The organism is Nocardia sp. GP40 (assembly GCF_050434125.1).
GTDB classification, from domain to species: Bacteria; Actinomycetota; Actinomycetes; order Mycobacteriales; family Mycobacteriaceae; genus Nocardia; species Nocardia albiluteola.
On sequence record NZ_JBNPVW010000009.1, the window covers coordinates 189,859 to 204,255 of the forward strand.

At 68.3% G+C, this 14,397-nt stretch carries 15 protein-coding genes and 1 pseudogene; 7 read left to right on the forward strand and 9 right to left on the reverse strand.

The window, feature by feature from the left end; translation table 11 throughout:
- Positions 1-129 precede the first annotated feature (129 nt).
- Genes ABH933_RS26375 through ABH933_RS26385 form a run of 3 tightly spaced genes read left to right on the forward strand, consistent with a single transcriptional unit; the run spans position 130 to position 3,509 of the window.
- Positions 130-1,785, forward strand: a complete 1,656-nt coding sequence (locus ABH933_RS26375; protein ID WP_429426127.1) for a hypothetical protein — start codon at positions 130-132, stop codon at positions 1,783-1,785.
- A 4-nt stretch (positions 1,786-1,789) separates the two neighbouring features.
- Entirely contained in the window at positions 1,790-2,485 is a 696-nt protein-coding gene (locus tag ABH933_RS26380) for a response regulator transcription factor (RefSeq protein WP_215921271.1), read from the forward strand.
- Positions 2,475-3,509: a sensor histidine kinase gene (locus ABH933_RS26385; RefSeq protein ID WP_429426125.1), complete on the forward strand. Its 1,035-nt coding sequence runs from the start codon at positions 2,475-2,477 to the stop codon at positions 3,507-3,509. The genes ABH933_RS26380 and ABH933_RS26385 overlap by 11 nt, the downstream gene beginning before the upstream one ends.
- Before the next feature lie 227 nt (positions 3,510-3,736).
- Here ABH933_RS26385 and ABH933_RS26390 read toward each other — a convergent pair whose 3' ends face one another.
- Complete coding sequence (locus tag ABH933_RS26390) at positions 3,737-5,185, reverse strand: alpha/beta fold hydrolase (protein WP_429426123.1); 1,449 nt, start codon at positions 5,183-5,185, stop codon at positions 3,737-3,739.
- 590 nt (positions 5,186-5,775) lie between these two features.
- Between ABH933_RS26390 and ABH933_RS26395 the strand changes: the two genes are divergently transcribed.
- A complete protein-coding gene (locus tag ABH933_RS26395; RefSeq protein WP_429426121.1) occupies positions 5,776-7,029 on the forward strand; it encodes a lipase family protein in 1,254 nt (417 codons plus the stop codon).
- A 246-nt stretch (positions 7,030-7,275) separates the two neighbouring features.
- On the opposite strand, the gene ABH933_RS26400 is transcribed toward ABH933_RS26395, so the two are convergent.
- The 3 genes from ABH933_RS26400 to ABH933_RS26410 all read right to left on the reverse strand — a co-directional run bounded on the left by ABH933_RS26400 (position 7,276) and on the right by ABH933_RS26410 (position 8,126).
- On the reverse strand, positions 7,276-7,602 hold the full coding sequence (locus ABH933_RS26400) for a transposase (RefSeq protein ID WP_429455126.1): 327 nt from the start codon (positions 7,600-7,602) through the stop codon (positions 7,276-7,278).
- An 87-nt stretch (positions 7,603-7,689) separates the two neighbouring features.
- Entirely contained in the window at positions 7,690-7,875 is a 186-nt protein-coding gene (locus ABH933_RS26405; protein ID WP_429426119.1) for a hypothetical protein, read from the reverse strand.
- Between the two features lie 104 nt (positions 7,876-7,979).
- Complete coding sequence (locus ABH933_RS26410) at positions 7,980-8,126, reverse strand: hypothetical protein (RefSeq protein WP_429426117.1); 147 nt, start codon at positions 8,124-8,126, stop codon at positions 7,980-7,982.
- A gap of 159 nt (positions 8,127-8,285) precedes the next feature.
- Here ABH933_RS26410 and ABH933_RS26415 point away from each other — a divergent pair.
- Positions 8,286-8,526, forward strand: a pseudogene (locus ABH933_RS26415) (hypothetical protein).
- An 84-nt stretch (positions 8,527-8,610) separates the two neighbouring features.
- Entirely contained in the window at positions 8,611-8,742 is a 132-nt protein-coding gene (locus ABH933_RS26420; RefSeq protein WP_429426425.1) for a hypothetical protein, read from the forward strand.
- A 58-nt stretch (positions 8,743-8,800) separates the two neighbouring features.
- On the opposite strand, the gene ABH933_RS26425 is transcribed toward ABH933_RS26420, so the two are convergent.
- Both ABH933_RS26425 and ABH933_RS26430 read right to left on the reverse strand, forming a co-directional pair.
- Positions 8,801-9,859, reverse strand: a complete 1,059-nt coding sequence (locus ABH933_RS26425; RefSeq protein ID WP_429426115.1) for an NAD-dependent epimerase/dehydratase family protein — start codon at positions 9,857-9,859, stop codon at positions 8,801-8,803.
- A 116-nt stretch (positions 9,860-9,975) separates the two neighbouring features.
- Positions 9,976-10,593 carry a TetR/AcrR family transcriptional regulator gene (locus tag ABH933_RS26430; protein ID WP_429426113.1) on the reverse strand — a complete coding sequence of 206 codons (618 nt, stop codon included), beginning with the start codon at positions 10,591-10,593 and terminating at the stop codon, positions 9,976-9,978.
- 126 nt (positions 10,594-10,719) lie between these two features.
- Between ABH933_RS26430 and ABH933_RS26435 the strand changes: the two genes are divergently transcribed.
- Positions 10,720-11,640 (forward strand): quinone oxidoreductase family protein, encoded by a 921-nt coding sequence (locus ABH933_RS26435; protein WP_429426111.1) that lies wholly within the window; start codon positions 10,720-10,722, stop codon positions 11,638-11,640.
- Here the strand turns inward: ABH933_RS26435 and ABH933_RS26440 are convergent.
- Genes ABH933_RS26440 through ABH933_RS26450 form a run of 3 tightly spaced genes read right to left on the reverse strand, consistent with a single transcriptional unit; the run spans position 11,620 to position 14,341 of the window.
- Positions 11,620-13,203, reverse strand: coding sequence for a multicopper oxidase family protein (locus tag ABH933_RS26440; protein ID WP_429426109.1), 1,584 nt, complete (start codon positions 13,201-13,203; stop codon positions 11,620-11,622). The two genes, ABH933_RS26435 and ABH933_RS26440, sit on opposite strands and share 21 nt — an antisense overlap.
- Positions 13,200-13,727 (reverse strand): hypothetical protein, encoded by a 528-nt coding sequence (locus tag ABH933_RS26445; RefSeq protein WP_429426107.1) that lies wholly within the window; start codon positions 13,725-13,727, stop codon positions 13,200-13,202. Before ABH933_RS26445 ends, ABH933_RS26440 begins: the two co-directional genes overlap by 4 nt.
- Positions 13,697-14,341: a class I SAM-dependent methyltransferase gene (locus ABH933_RS26450; protein WP_429426105.1), complete on the reverse strand. Its 645-nt coding sequence runs from the start codon at positions 14,339-14,341 to the stop codon at positions 13,697-13,699. Before ABH933_RS26450 ends, ABH933_RS26445 begins: the two co-directional genes overlap by 31 nt.
- Positions 14,342-14,397 lie beyond the last annotated feature (56 nt).

Below are 14,397 nucleotides of genomic sequence, written 5' to 3' on the forward strand. Positions count from 1 at the left end.
ACAACTTCCGACCGTAGGCCCGCGACCACCGAATTCGGCCAAGCGAACCGGTGACAAAAGTATGACGGGGTGTGGTGGCGACCGGTGGATCCGTCGGTGTGGCCGATGCCGCGGCTTAGGGTGAACCCTGTGCACCAGCAAACGACCGCCCCGGCGCGTCCCGGTTCCGGCGTCCGCGCCGATCTGTTGTGTGCCACTGCGGCGGCGGTGCTGGTGGCCGCGGCCTTCGCGCTGCCGTTCGTGAAGGGCCGTGCCTGGTCCGAGCATCTGTACGCGGCGGCCGCACCGATCTTCGGAATCTGGGGGCCGCACATCGGCTGGGGGACCGGTCCCGCGATCGCCGTCGCGGTGCTCGTCGTCCTGTTCGGGCCCGGACTTGCCCACAGGTTGCCATGGCGGCCGACGCTGGTGCTGGCCTGGCTCACCTCGGTCGCGTGGACGTTCTCGCTGGCGATGATCGACGGCTGGAAGACCGGATGGGCCGGCGATCGGCTGGCGCGGCAGGAGGAGTATCTCTACACCGCGCATCGGATCACCGACGTCGGCGCGATGCTGCGCGGATTCTCCGGCCGCATCCTGGATTTCCGGCCCGACTCGTGGCCCACCCACGTCTCCGGGCATCCCGCGGGCGCGCTGCTGACCTTCGTGCTGATGGACCGGATCGGCCTGGGCGGTGGGGCCGCCGCGGCCTGGGTGGTCGTGCTGGCCGGGTGCAGCGCGGCCGCCGCCGTTCCGGTTGCGCTGAATGCGCTGGGCTCGCCCGGGCGGGCGCGCGCCGTGGTGCCCTTCCTGGTTCTCGCGCCCGCTGCGGTGTGGATCGGTGTGTCGGCCGACGCGCTGTTTACCGGCGTGACGGCCTGGGCCGTCGCACTACTGGCCGTCGCGACCCGCCGTCGCGCCGGATGGCCCTTCCCCGCGCTGGCGTCGGGGCTGCTGTTCGGATACGGGCTGTTCCTCAATTACGGGCTCACGCTCATGGTCGTCCCGGCGGCCGCGGTACTGCTCGCGCGGGGCGTGCGCGGGGCGCTGCCCGCGCTGGTCACGCTGGTGGGTGTGGCGCTGGTGGTGGCGGCGTTCGCCGCCGCGGGATTCTGGTGGCTGGACGGCTATCACCTTGTGGTGCAACGGTATTACCAGGGCATCGCCTCGGAGCGGCCGTACAGCTATTGGGTCTGGGGCAATCTCGCGGCCACGGTGTGCGCGGTGGGACTGGCGGCCGCCGGGGCGCTGCACCGGGTGGTCCGCGGAGTCGTGGAACCGTTGGCGCCGAACCGGTTCGGTGTGAGCTCGGCCGGAAGCCGCGGGGGGAGCCGGCGCGCGCGGCGTCCGGACGAGGGCGCACGAATGCGGCAGGTCGAAAGTGCGGACGTGAGAACAGGTATCGCCCCCGCTGCTCCGGGTGGGGCCGGATCGGTGCCGGCAGCGGACCGCGCGCCGAGGGCCGCAGGCGTCGCGGTCGCCGATCGGGAGAGTACCGGTGGTAGTGCGGGGATATCGGCGACGCCGAGGAGAATGGCGTGGCTTCGCCGGGAGCCGGTCTGGCTCGAGCGGTGGCGGGTGCGGGTCGATCCGGCGGCATTGCTGGCGGCGGCGGGCCTCGTCGCGATCCTGGCCGCGGACCTGAGCGGCCTCAGTAAGGCGGAGACAGAACGGATTTGGCTGCCGTTCGATATGTGGGTGCTCGCCGGGACGGCCCTGCTGCCGCGCCGCGGCGCGCACTACTGGCTGGCCACACAGGCGGTGGCGGCACCGCTGATCAACCATCTACTGATGACGAACTGGTGATTCGATGCGCATTCTGGTAGCCGACGACGACGTGGTGGTCCGCGAGGTGGTGCGCCGCTATCTCGAGCGCGACGGGCTCACCGTGGTGGAGACGGCCGATGGTCCCTCGACCGCGGAAGTGCTGGCGCGCAACGAGATCGATCTGGCCATCCTGGACGTGATGATGCCGCCCCCGGACGGCATCGACCTGTGCCGTGCCGTGCGGTCCGGCGAGCATCCCGACATGCCGATCATCCTGCTGACCGCGCTGGGCGAGGAGGAGGACCGGGTCTTGGGCCTGCGGTCCGGCGCGGACGACTATATCGTGAAGCCGTTCAGCCCCAGGGAGTTGGCGTTGCGGGTGGCCTCGGTGCTGCGCCGGGCGCAGCGGTCCCCGGTCGCGGCCGAGCAGCCACTGCGCAGTGGCGCCATCGAATTGCGGTCCGATGCGCAGGCCGTGCTGGTGGACGGCGTCCGGGTGGAGCTGACCGCGCGCGAATTCGACCTGCTGGCCTTCCTGCTCGCCCATCCGCAGCAGGTGTTCGGACGGGCCGAACTGCTCGAGCGGGTCTGGGGCTGGACCTTCGGCGACCAGTCCACCGTCACCGTGCACATCAAGCGGCTGCGCGCGAAACTCGGTGCCGCACATCGCATCGAAACGATCTGGGGCCGCGGGTATGCCTGGGGCCGGCCGGGAGAGGAGTCCGCCGATGCCTCATGACATCTTCGCGCTGATCGGCTACGCGCTGGCGGGTTCGGTGCCGGTCATGGCGCTGGGGGCGCTGGCGATGCGCCTGACCCACAACCGCAGCCTGACCTTCAGTTTAGTACTGCTGGTGTTGATTCCGACGCTGGCCACCCTGGTCGGGGTGGTCGCGGTCAGCGGCCTGATGTTCACCGACGAGCTGTGGCGCATCGCGGTGGTGCTGGCGGTGGTGACCGCTGTCACGGTCCCGGCGGCGATCGTGCTGGGCCGGGTACAGGCCCGGAAGATGGTGTGGGAGCGGCAGATGCGGGAGCAGGAGCGTGCCGCGGAGCGCGCTCGCCGGGAGCTGGTGGCGTGGGTCAGCCACGATCTGCGCACCCCGCTGGCCGGCATTCGCGCCATGGGCGAGGCGCTGGTCGACGGCGTGATCGACCAGCCCGAGACCATCGAGCGATACGCGAATCAGATTGTGCGCGAGACGAACCGGCTCTCGACGATGGTCGACGACCTGTTCGAGATGTCGAAGATCAACTCGGGTGCGCTGCGGCTGGAGCTCGAGCCGGTGGACCTGCGCGAGCTGATCGACGAGGTGGCCGCGGCCAATCAGCCGACCGCCGAGCGCGCGCGGGTGAGCCTGACCGCGCGCCAGCCCGGCTCGGAGATCATGGTCGCGGCCAGCGACCGAGCCCTGACCCGGGTGCTGACCAACCTCGTGGCCAACGCCATCGAGCACACCCCGCCGGGCGGCCGCATCGATATCTCGTCCGGTGTGCACGACGACCGGGCCTGGGCACACGTCACGGACACCGGCCCCGGCATCGCGCCGGACGATCTACCCCGCATCTTCGAGGTCGCCTACCGCGGCACCGCGGCCCGTTCCCCGGCCGCCACCGCCGCCATCGGCTCCAACAGTGGAATGGGCCTGGCGATCGCGGCGGGCCTGGTGCAGGCCCATCACGGCGAAATCAGCGCCTGCAACCAGGATGTCGGGTGCCGCTTCGAGGTGTTGCTGCCACTGCTCGACGCTACTTCAGCGTGACGCTGCGTGCGGTGAGATCGCTCGCCGGGTCGGCGTGCTCTGGGACGGCGTCGACGCGATCTCGGTGCCGCGGCTGGGCCATGGACGCGCACTCACGCGGGATCAAAGCCACCATCCCGATGAAAACGGATCAGGCGGCCAACCGGAAGAACAAGGGCTCCGCCGGTGGCCGGCCGCCGGCGTTCGACCCCGAACGATCCCGCTCTCACCCACTTGTGAAACGCTGGCTAGTAGCTGGGGTCGTGCTGGCAGGTGCGGTCGGCACCGGGGAGGGTGCCGTCACGGAAGTAGGTGCTGACGATGTCGTTCACGCATTGGCTCAGGTTGTTGGCGAGGATGCTGTGAACGCGGGTGTCTGCCAGGGTGACCATTCGTGACGCTGTGAGGTCCCGGTGCAGTGCAAGGCCTTCCTGGTAGGCGGCGCGGGTGTCGCGGGTTGCCTGCAAGATCAGGGCTGGTGTCGGGTTGTGCACGGCGGTGGGTGGCTCGATCGGGGCCGGCCAGAACGCGCAGGCGGTGATGTTGTTGGCGAACGCACCGAATACCGGTTGGGTCGCCCGGACGCTTTCGATGTTGCGGTAGTACCAGGCCGGATCTCGGGGTGCGGCCTTGTCGCCACACAGGACTGCGGCCGTGCCGGAGGCATCCATCGGAACGGGACCGCTGATCTTCGCCTTCAGCTGCTCCATTTTGACGGGCAGCCCGGACACCGCGTCGGCTACGATCCGCACGACCTCGGCGAGGTTGGTGTTCTTCCGCGGATTCGACAACAGCGCCAGCATCATCATCGGTACGGTGTGTTCGTCGATGAGATAGCCGTTGCCGATGACCGGATGCGCGGCGGAGCGTTGGATCATGTCCTCGACAAAAGCTCGGACCTGCGGTCCGCTGCTACCGAAATGGTAGTCGGCGTCGTGGCGGGCCGCCCAGATGGCCCAGTCGTCGAGCCCGGCCTCGTTGACGGCGCCCATGTCCTGGTAACTGCCGATCCAGTAGCGGTCCGGGTCGATCGCGCTGTCCAGCACAATCCGGTCACTGTGCTGAGGGAACATCTGCGTGTAGACCGCACCCAGGTAGGTGCCGTAGGAGGCGCCGAAATAGCTGAGCTTGCGTTCACCGAATGCGCTGCGGATGACATCCATGTCTCGGGCGGTATTGCGGGTGGTGATGAACCGGGCCTTCTGGGGATCGGGTGCTACGCAGGAAGCCGCGAGCGCGGCGGCCAGGCCGGCGTCGCGCGCGTAGCCGAAGGCGTCGAAGCCGGCCGAGAACAACATGGTGGGCAGCGGCAGCGCACAACTCAGTCGGTCCGATCGGCCGATCCCACGCGGGTCCATGCCGATCAGGTCGTACCGGGCACGGGCATCCGGTGTGAGTCGATCCCGGAGGTCGACCATCATGCCCAGGCCCGGACCGCCGGGACCGCCCGGGTTGGACAGCATGATCCCGCGTCTGTGGGCTGGGTCGGTGGCCGGGATACGCGAGATCGCCACGGTCAGCGTGCGTGAGTCCGGTCGGTTGTAGTCGAGCGGTACGACGACACCCGCGCACTGAGCCCCCGCACGGTCGAGCGCCGCGTCGTTACACGGCTTCCAGTGCAGCTGCTGGTGATAGAACGACTGCAGCCCACCCGGGATGTCATCGACCGGATCGGCGCTTGCCGGTACCACTGGCACCGTGGCGAATGCGGCTGCTGATATGACCCCCGTTACAAGCCATCGAACCCATCGCATCCGCAACCGCATCGGCATCGCATCTTCCTGCTCGCGCCCCCGTGTACGTGTCCTTGATTCCGCACAGCCATTTTCGGGGTCTCGAACGCACCCTACTAGCCATTTGCTGAAGCCGGCTTGGTGATGCCGGGATTTCCAGTGGCGCCATTCATGCTTGACCCCCGGTCACATCGTGGTTATGGCTCCTACATCAGGTTTTGCGGGGCATGCAAATGTGTTACGGATCACAGGATGGCGCGATTGGGGCGTATGCCGGGCAATTGCCCGCCATGTCTACTGGATCACCCGTGCTGGTATCGGCTCGGTCTCGCGAATTTCCCCCTCCTGGCCGGGCGGTCTCAATGGTTGTCGAAACATATCTGCTTCGTAGTCATATTGTTATGCTATCGTGACGTCGACCCCGAGTGGTGGGTTGGTGCGGGCCCAGAGTGCCTGCGCGTCGGAAGTTGGACGCGGGAGACTCGATGGAATCCAGGCATATGTTGCCGACGTCTCGGAAAAATGCTTGCCGCACAGCGTGTTCGGCTACCGCTGTGCCTGGCCCGTCGGTCGACGGCGCGCCCGGGCAACCAGTGATGTGGTTGCGGATCGGCAGTCTATGGCTTGCGACCCTTGCGCTTGCCGTGATCATGCTGCCGGCGGCATTGTCGATGCCGGTCGCGCGAGCCGCGGTGCTGTTGCCTGGTAACGATCCCTTCTATGCCGCACCCGCCGACCTCGCGTCACATCCGAACGGCGCGGTGCTCGGGGCGCGGACGATCCCACTGCTCGGCCTGTCGACGCCGGTGGCGGCGTGGCAATTGCGGTATCGCACAACCGATTCCGAAGAGCATCCGCAGCTGGACGTGACCACGGTGCTGGTGCCACCTGTGCCCTGGAGCGGGCCGCGGCCGGTGTTGTCGTACCAAGTACCCGAGAACAGTCTCGACACCCGGTGTGCACCGTCGTTCACGCTGCGCGGCGGACGCATCACCGACATGGCGAGCACCATGCAGGATGCGCCGTTCATCGTGGAGGCACTGCGGCGCGGATGGGCCGTCGTGGTCAGCGATTACGAGGGGCCGCAGTCCCGGCTCTTCGACGGCGTGACATCCGGGCGTGGAGTCTTGGACGGAATCCGGGCCGCACGGTCCTTCTCGCCGGCAGGCATCGATGCCGCGAGCCCGATCGGCGCCTGGGGATACTCGAGCGGTGCCTTCGCCACGCTGTGGGCCACGCAGTTGCGTCGGGAATACGCACCGGACGTGCGATTCGTCGGCACCAGCGCCGGCGGAATCCCCACCGATATCCCGGCCATGGCACAACGCGCCGACGGCTCCGGGGTGATGCTGATCCTGCTCGGGCTGGCCCGCGATGAACCCGGCTCCCGGTTGGCCGACTTGCTGAACAACCGGGGCCGCCGCGCGTTGCTTGCCGCAGGCACCTCCGGCTGCGGTGCGGATCTGGCGCAGAAGTACTCCGACGCCCATGTCGATAACTTCGCCTCGGTCCCGAACCTGTTCGCGCAGCCCGCTTTTCGCAACGCCGCCGCACCCAATGAACTCGGCCGTACCGTCCCCGACACCCCGCTGTACCTGTATCACAGCGTGACCGACGACAAGATCCCCGTTGCCGGCTACAGCGCCCTCGTCGATACCTACTGTGCTCAGGGTGCCACCCTCACCGCGATCCACTCGCTGATCCCGACGCACATCGGAGCCGCCGCCGGCGAAGCCTTCGGTGGCATGGACTTCCTCGCCGACCGCTTCGCCGGCATCCCACAACCCCCGGGGTGTGTGGTGCGGTGAGAGGGGCCTGCGGCACGTAGCGGGGTGCTGGGTGCTGGTTGCGGTGACCGGGTGGTCTGCCCGGTCCGGGGCGTGAAGGTCTCGGTGCACTGGCGGGACAGGCGATGTTTGCGCGTTGGTGCCGAAATCCTCGTCGGACGCGGGCGGGTGTAAGCCGTTGCAGGGCAGCGGGTTTCTCCCACCGGCGTCTCAGATCGGCAGGTTTCGGGATCGCCCCGGACGGCAATCGCGCGATGTCGAGCCGGATCACGGTGCCCTCGATAACGGGCAACGTTCCGGTCTGGGCGACCCAGGACGAGAGGTGAGTAAGCCTGGGATGCAACCGATTCCATGATCTAGCAGTAGCCGGGCCGTAAGGCGGGTTCCGGTCGCAGTAGCGGTGTCGGGCTCGCCCCAGGTAGCCGGATCGGCGAAGACGAACTCACCGCCGTGCCGCCGCGGGCGACCGTTGGTGCCCGGCAGCCGTAGTGGTGTGGCGCGGCGCAGCACCCGGTCCGACCGCATCCGACCCAGCACAGCCACCGGCAGGTCAGCCAGCAGGAACGTCAGCCGCTTCGACGGCGTCACCAACATCGGCGAAGCCTGCCGCCCACCGCCCTCACTCTCAGACGCCGACTCGGCCTCCTCAACCCCCGAAAACCCAGCTCAACGCCCTGCTGATCAACAACGCCGACTCAGTACCGCACGGACCACGTCGGTGGTCGCTGCGGCGTCCTCGTGCTGGTCCACCAGATCGTGTCGACCGGCCGCGGCGATCGCCAGACCGCTCGCTCCGTCCACCAACGTCGCGCTGCACGCACCGGGGATGTCCATGATGCGTTGCAGACAGCCGTCAATATCGGTCACCGTGCCCTGGCCTGTCCGTCTGTCGTGTGAGATTTTCAGCAGACCAGGCGGTACACAATGCGCCGAGCGAATGTACAGAAAATAGCGGAAATCCATAGTAGAAATCACATTCCTCGGCCATGACCGTCCTCGGCCAATTCGCCCAGAATTCCCCGAAGCTGGAATCGCGCCATCGCCAGATTCCCGGTGTCGCCGTCGAACAGGACGTGCACGAAGAGCCGACCGTCGAAGTCGCCGTTCAGCAGATTCAACAGGTGATATCCGTGGGTCCCCGAGACGATCGTGCTGGCGGGCTCCGAGGTGAACGTCGGCCGGCTCCATCTGGAGTCGCGGCCGGTGGCTCGGACGATCGCCGACCATCTGACGGTCCCCGAAAAAGACTAGGCAACAAACACCGATTAGGAACACACATGTCCAATCTGGATCTGGCGCTCAAAGAAATGATGGCGATCGACGGCGCGATCGGAGCCGCCGTCGTCGATTACAACAGCGGTATGGCCCTCGGGATGCGGCCAATACCACATCATCCGGCCGATGACCGGCCGCAAGTCCCAGGGCCTGTTCCTTTACCTCGCTCTGGATCGGGCGCGGGCGAACCTTGCCCTGGCCCGGCACCACCTCAAGGGCATCGAGGAGGACCTGGAGGTGTGATCCGCTCGCAGAGCGCCGGGCGGTGGGCGACTCGCCGCCCGGCGTTTTCGAGCGGGTCCGTCGCAGTCCGAATCCTCGTTTGAGATGACTGATGCGGGCTTCGACGCCGACGCGCCAGTTACGCATTCGCCGGAAGGCACGGGTGCGTTCATGGTCACGGCGAGTGAGCCGGCTCGTATCGACGCCTATCTCGACGACGAAATCAATTGTCGCTGACGGCATTGCGCTCGCCAGCTGTCGAGAAGTCTGCGTCGGCCGACTGGCGGCTGGTGGTTCACCACTCCGGAGCACCGGCGCCTGCGACGGCACGCAACGGAGCGGTGGCGAACTCCGTAATGCCCTGCGCCGGAGTGATTACGGCCGCGAAATCGAGCTGGGTGCGGGCTCTTTCGGGGCTCGCGACGATATGGCGGACGTCGCCGGGGCGGTATTCGCCGGTGACGACGGGGGGTTTGCCGTCGTGGGCGCGTGCGAGCAGCTCGGCGACCTCGCGGATGGTGATGGGGGTGCCCGATGCGATGTTCAGCGGCACGAATCCGGGGAGCGGACGGTGGACGGCCGCCACATTGGCCGCGGCGATATCGCGGACGTGCACGAAATCGCGCATCTGGGCGCCGTCCTCGAACACCCGCGGCGCCTCCCCGGCCTCCAGCGCGGACCGGAAGATGGCGGCCACGCCGGAGTACGGTGTGTCCCTGGGCATATCGTCGCCGTAGACGTTGTGATACCGCAGCGCGGTGACCGTGCCGCCGGTGGCCGCCGCCCAGGCGCCCGCGTAATGTTCCTGTGCCACCTTGCTCGCCGCGTACAGGCTGCGCGGGCGCAGCGGACTGTCCTCGTCGATCGCCGCCCAGCGCAGCGGATCGCCCGTGGCGGGATCGAGATGGTCGAAGATGCCCCGGTCCAGTTCCGCCCGGTCGCGCGGGGCGGGCACGACCGGCACGGAATCGGCTGTGCAGTAGCGTCCCTCGCCGTACACGACCATCGACGAGGCCAGGACCAATCGGTGCACCCGCGCCTGTGCCATCGCCGCGAGCAGTACCGCGGTGCCGAGGTCGTTGTGGCTCGCATAGGCCGGCGCGTCGGCCGCGCTGACCCCAGCGCCCACCACTGCGGCCTGGTGGCATACGACGTCGATGCCCTGCAGCAACGCGGCAACGGCCTCGGGATTGCGCACGTCGACCCGGTGAATGCCGTCGGGTGTCGCCGCACCGGCGCCGTGCGCGGCGGCGAGCATCAGGTCGGCCGCCACCACCTCGTCGCCGGCGTCGGTCAACGCTCGGTGGATGTGGGATCCGATGAAACCGGCCGCGCCGGTGAGAAGTACCCGCATCGGTCAGGCCGCGATCGGTCGCAGGGAGGTCATGCTTCGATCTTCGACGCCGCCGGGCGATTCGGGGGTACCGAACCGCCGTCCGTAAGAAATTCGTCATACGGCTGCCCGTGGCCTCAGGCGGCGGCGTAGCTGCCGAGGGCGGGTTCGAGCAGGTCGAAAACCTGTTTGGCCTCGGTGACGAGGGTGTCGGTGAGACGCTTGCGGGAGAAACCGGCCAGGGTGAGTTCCTGGACTCGCTCGAACAGCAGCCGGTGGGCGGCGCCGAACTGGGCGGCCGCGGCGCGGCGCAGGATGTCCGGTCCGGGCAGTGCCCGTGCCAGCGCGCGTTCGCGTAGCTCGTGCAGTTCGCGCAGCCGGGCGGTGAGGGTGGGGCTCTCGGCGATCATGCGACAGAAGTCGCGGTCCGCGAACCCCGCGGAAGCGTGGTGATCGATTGCGGCGGCGTGGAATTCGCGGCGCAGGGCGGTCAGCGCCGACTCGCCGGGCGCCCTGGCCGCGACGGTCGCGGCCAGCGATGCCACGAACTCGTCGTGATAGTCCAGCGCCAGATCCTCCTTGCGCGGAAAGTAGTTCGTCACGGTCTTCTTCGCGACCCGCGCCACCTCGGCGACCTCGGCGATGGTGGTCGCCTCGAAGCCGCGTGCGATGAACAGGCGCGTGGCGTGATCGGAGATCGACTGGCGGGTCTCGCGCTTCTTGGACTCGCGGAGTCCGGGCGGTGCGCTGCTCATGGGGAGAATTTACCACGGTACTAGAAATACTCTTGACGCAATGAAGGGAATTGTCATAATCTTACGTCGGTAGTAAGAATATGGTTCGGTTGCCTGTTGGCGACTGTCACGTGAAAGGTGCTTCCCGTGCGCAAGATTCGGTTTTCACCCCGCCCGGAAGTTGCCGAGGCTCCGCGCCCGATCCCCGGTCCAGGGCAGTTGCTGGTCCGCGCCGAGCTGGCCGGAGTTCACGTCGGGCTCGTGCGCATGCTTGCCGCGGGTGGCGGGGCGGATCCGGGTGGCGAGACCATCGGCACCGTCGTGGCCGCGGGGGAGGGCGTGCCCGGCTCCTGGATCGGCAAGACCGTCGGCGGGGTCGTCTTCGAGGGTGTCTATGCCGACTACGTGCTCGCCACCCCGGCACTGGTCACCGAGATTCCCACCGGCATCGACGGCGCGGACGCACTCGCGGTGGTGCGCGGCGGGATGGTGGCCATGGGGGCGCTGCGTGCGGGGCGGTTCGAGAAGGGGGAGTCGGTGCTCGTCACCGCCGCCGCCAGCGGCAGCGGCCATCTGGCGATTCAGATCGCCCGCGCGCTGGGCGCGGCGCGCGTCGCGGCGGCGGTAGGGTCGCCCGACAAGGCGGAGTTCGCGCGCGAGTGCGGGGCGGACGCTGTGGTGGGTTACGACGGGCCGTGGGGCGATCCGGTCGATGTCGTGCTGGACGGCGTCGGCGGCGAACTCGTGCGGCGCGGGGTGGAATCCCTTGCGCCACACGGCCGCCTGGTGGCCTACAGCGCGGGTGGTGGCTCGGTGGACGCGGGCAGCCTGCTCGCGGAACTGAAGACGGTCACGGGATTCTCGGTGGGACTGCTCAGTCGCGCCCACCCCGATCTCGTTACCGCCTACCGTGCGGACCTGTGGCGGTTACTGGCCGATGGCGAGATTCGCCCGCGGCACAGGGTATTCGAATTCGCCGACATCGCCGCGGCCATCGATCTGGTCCGCACGCGCCGCAATACCGGTCGCGTCGCGGTGCGCACCGGATCACCCGATTCGGCCGGGTAACCCGGACACCGTGGTGAAGCTCGCCATCATCGCCATGTCCTCATGCTCCAGATCGTGGCAGTGCAGCACGTAGCGGCCCGGATAGTCGGTGAACCGCACGGCGATCTCGACGACCTCGGTGGCCCCCAGATAGACCGTGTCCTTCCATCCGGCATCCGCCCGCCGCGGCGGCCCGCCCTCGCGGGAGAGCACCTGAAACTGGTTGAGATGCATGTGAATCGGATGATCCATATCGGTGACGAGCCGCCAGATCTCCAGGTCGCCGAGGCGCGGCGTCGCGATCGGCTCGGTGGGGTCGTAGCTGCGGCCGTTGATCAGCCAGCCGCTCATGGATCCGGAATCGCCCTGGCGGAAATCGAATTGGCGGGTGCGGACCGCCGCCCGGCGGTCGGGCACCGGAACCTCGGCCAGGCGGTCCGGCACGACGGAGGTATCGGCCACCCGCTCGGTGACGACGAATTGCATGACCCGGGTGGTGGTTCCGGCGCCGAGGTCGTTGTGGATGGTCACTGTGTCACCGATCGCACATCCCGAGAAGTCCAGGATCACCTCGTACCGCTCGCCGGGGGCGATGGTGACATCGTTCAGCTGCTGCGGGCGTGCGAGCAGTCCACCGTCGGATCCGATCTGCACGAAATGCCCATCGCCGTGGGGCATCTCGGCCCGCAGCCGGTACACCCGGGCATTGGAGCCGTTGATCAGCCGCAGCCGGTAGCGGGCGGCACCGACTCGATGCACCGGCCACGGCACGCCGTTCACCAGCACCACATCACCGAGTACGCCGCGCGAGAATTTCCCACGCACCCCGGGCGTGTGCTGCGCCGTGGGATCCAGCGCCGGATAGCTGAGTGCCCCGGACGCGTCGAACGCCCGATCGGTGATGAGTAGCGGTAGATCCCGCGCTCCGGACGGCAGCCCCAGCCCCCGTTCGGACTCGTTGGTGACCAGGTGGATGCCCGCGAGCCCGCGCCAGACCGAGGCGCCGGTGAAGTCCATCCGATGGTCGTGGTACCACAGCGTCGCGGCGGGCTGACCGGCTGGATAGATATAGTCCCGCTCGCCGGAGGCGATGTGCGCCAAGGGATCCGAGGCCATGTCCATTCCAGGCATCGCGCCCATGCCACCGGCCGGGAGCAGCAGATCGGTCGGGTAGCCGTCCGATTCGGTGGGCACATGCCCGCCGTGCAGATGCACCACCACTGGATCGGGCAGCTCGTTGCGGTGTGTCACCACCGTGCGGCGCTCGCGCGAGGACACCAGCATCGGTCCCGGGAAGGTGCCGTTGTATCCCCAGATCGGAGTCGAATATCCCGGCAGGATCGTCGCATTCGCGCGGCGCTGCACGATCCGGTAGTAGTCGGTGTTCGTATCGCGGCGGATCGGCGCCAGCGCCTCGGGCACGGTCAGCGGCAGCGTGAACGGCTCCGGCAACCGGGCGGCGCTGGTGAGATGCACGCGGTCGGCGGGGGAGTCGGCCGTGAACTCCCATGCTCCCACCGCCGCCACCGCACCGGCCGCAGCGGTGATCCGGAACAGCGCCCGCCGGGTGATTCGCGGATTCATCTGCGCTCCAACTCGATTCGTCCAGCGGGGCGCCTCGGCGGCTCGATGCCGGGTCGTTCCTCGGGGTCGGGGCGCGGCTGCTCGTCGATCCCTCCGGTGGGCTGATCCCCGCCCTGCGTACCCGGCGGCCGCCAGGTCTGCATCGTGACCAGGACGAGTCCGGCGATAAGTGCTACGCCGAGCGGAATGTGTACGGCGAGTATCTGCTGATGTCCCAGCGCAATCTCGACGCCCGTCACGACGGTCACGGCCGCACACCGTGCCGCGGCGCGCCCGGGTGCTGCTCCGAATCGCCAAGCGATCGCGAAACACACTGTCATGAACAGCATTCCGGCCGCCATGACCATACCGTTCAGCGCATGGGCGTCCAGGCCGTCGTAGCTGCCGGCCATGAATCGCCCAGCGAAGATCGCCTGGGCGAACCCGTCCAGGGTCATCAGGGCCGTCACGCCGCGCAGGAACGGCTGCCACGCGCGATGTGCACCGACCCCGCTCACGCGGTCCGCCGCGCGCTCAGCAGCCATGCGGGGATGGCCGCTTCGTCATCCGATCCGGGCAGCTTGCCGAGCATGTCGACCGCGCGCAGTTCCTCGACGACCCACCCCGCCGAAAATGATTCGCGCAGTTCGGATTCGGCAATCCGCCGCGGTCCGGGGCCGGGTGGCACCGCATCGCTGACCGCCAGAATGTGGACGGTCCCGCCGGGCGCGCAGGCGCGGCGCAGCGCAGCGACATACCGCGACCGATCGGTGTCGCCGAAGGTGTGGAACAGGCCCGAGTCGACGACACTGTCGAAATCGCCGTCGTAGCCCGGCAGGTCGCGGGCGTCGCAGACCGCGAACGTGGCCGCGAGCCCGCGCCGGGCCGCCTTGCCCCGGGCATGCTCGATCGCGGTCTCGGCGGCATCGACGCCGGTGACGAGGTGCCCACGCGCGGCCAGATGCAGTGCGTTGTCGCCCGTTCCGCAGCCGGCATCGAGCACGCGGTGGCCGAATGCGCCGGTTCGAGCCAGCTCGACCACCGGCGGCTGCGGTCGCCCGATATCCCATCCGGCCGCGCGGATTGCGGTGCCGTCGGGCGGCTGCGATCGGTACACGGATTCGAAGTAGACGTCGGGATCCCGAGGGGGTGTGGTCACGGAAGCTCACCTCAATAGTTCATATTTCCGAATAGTTCAGAAGTTTGAACTTGTAT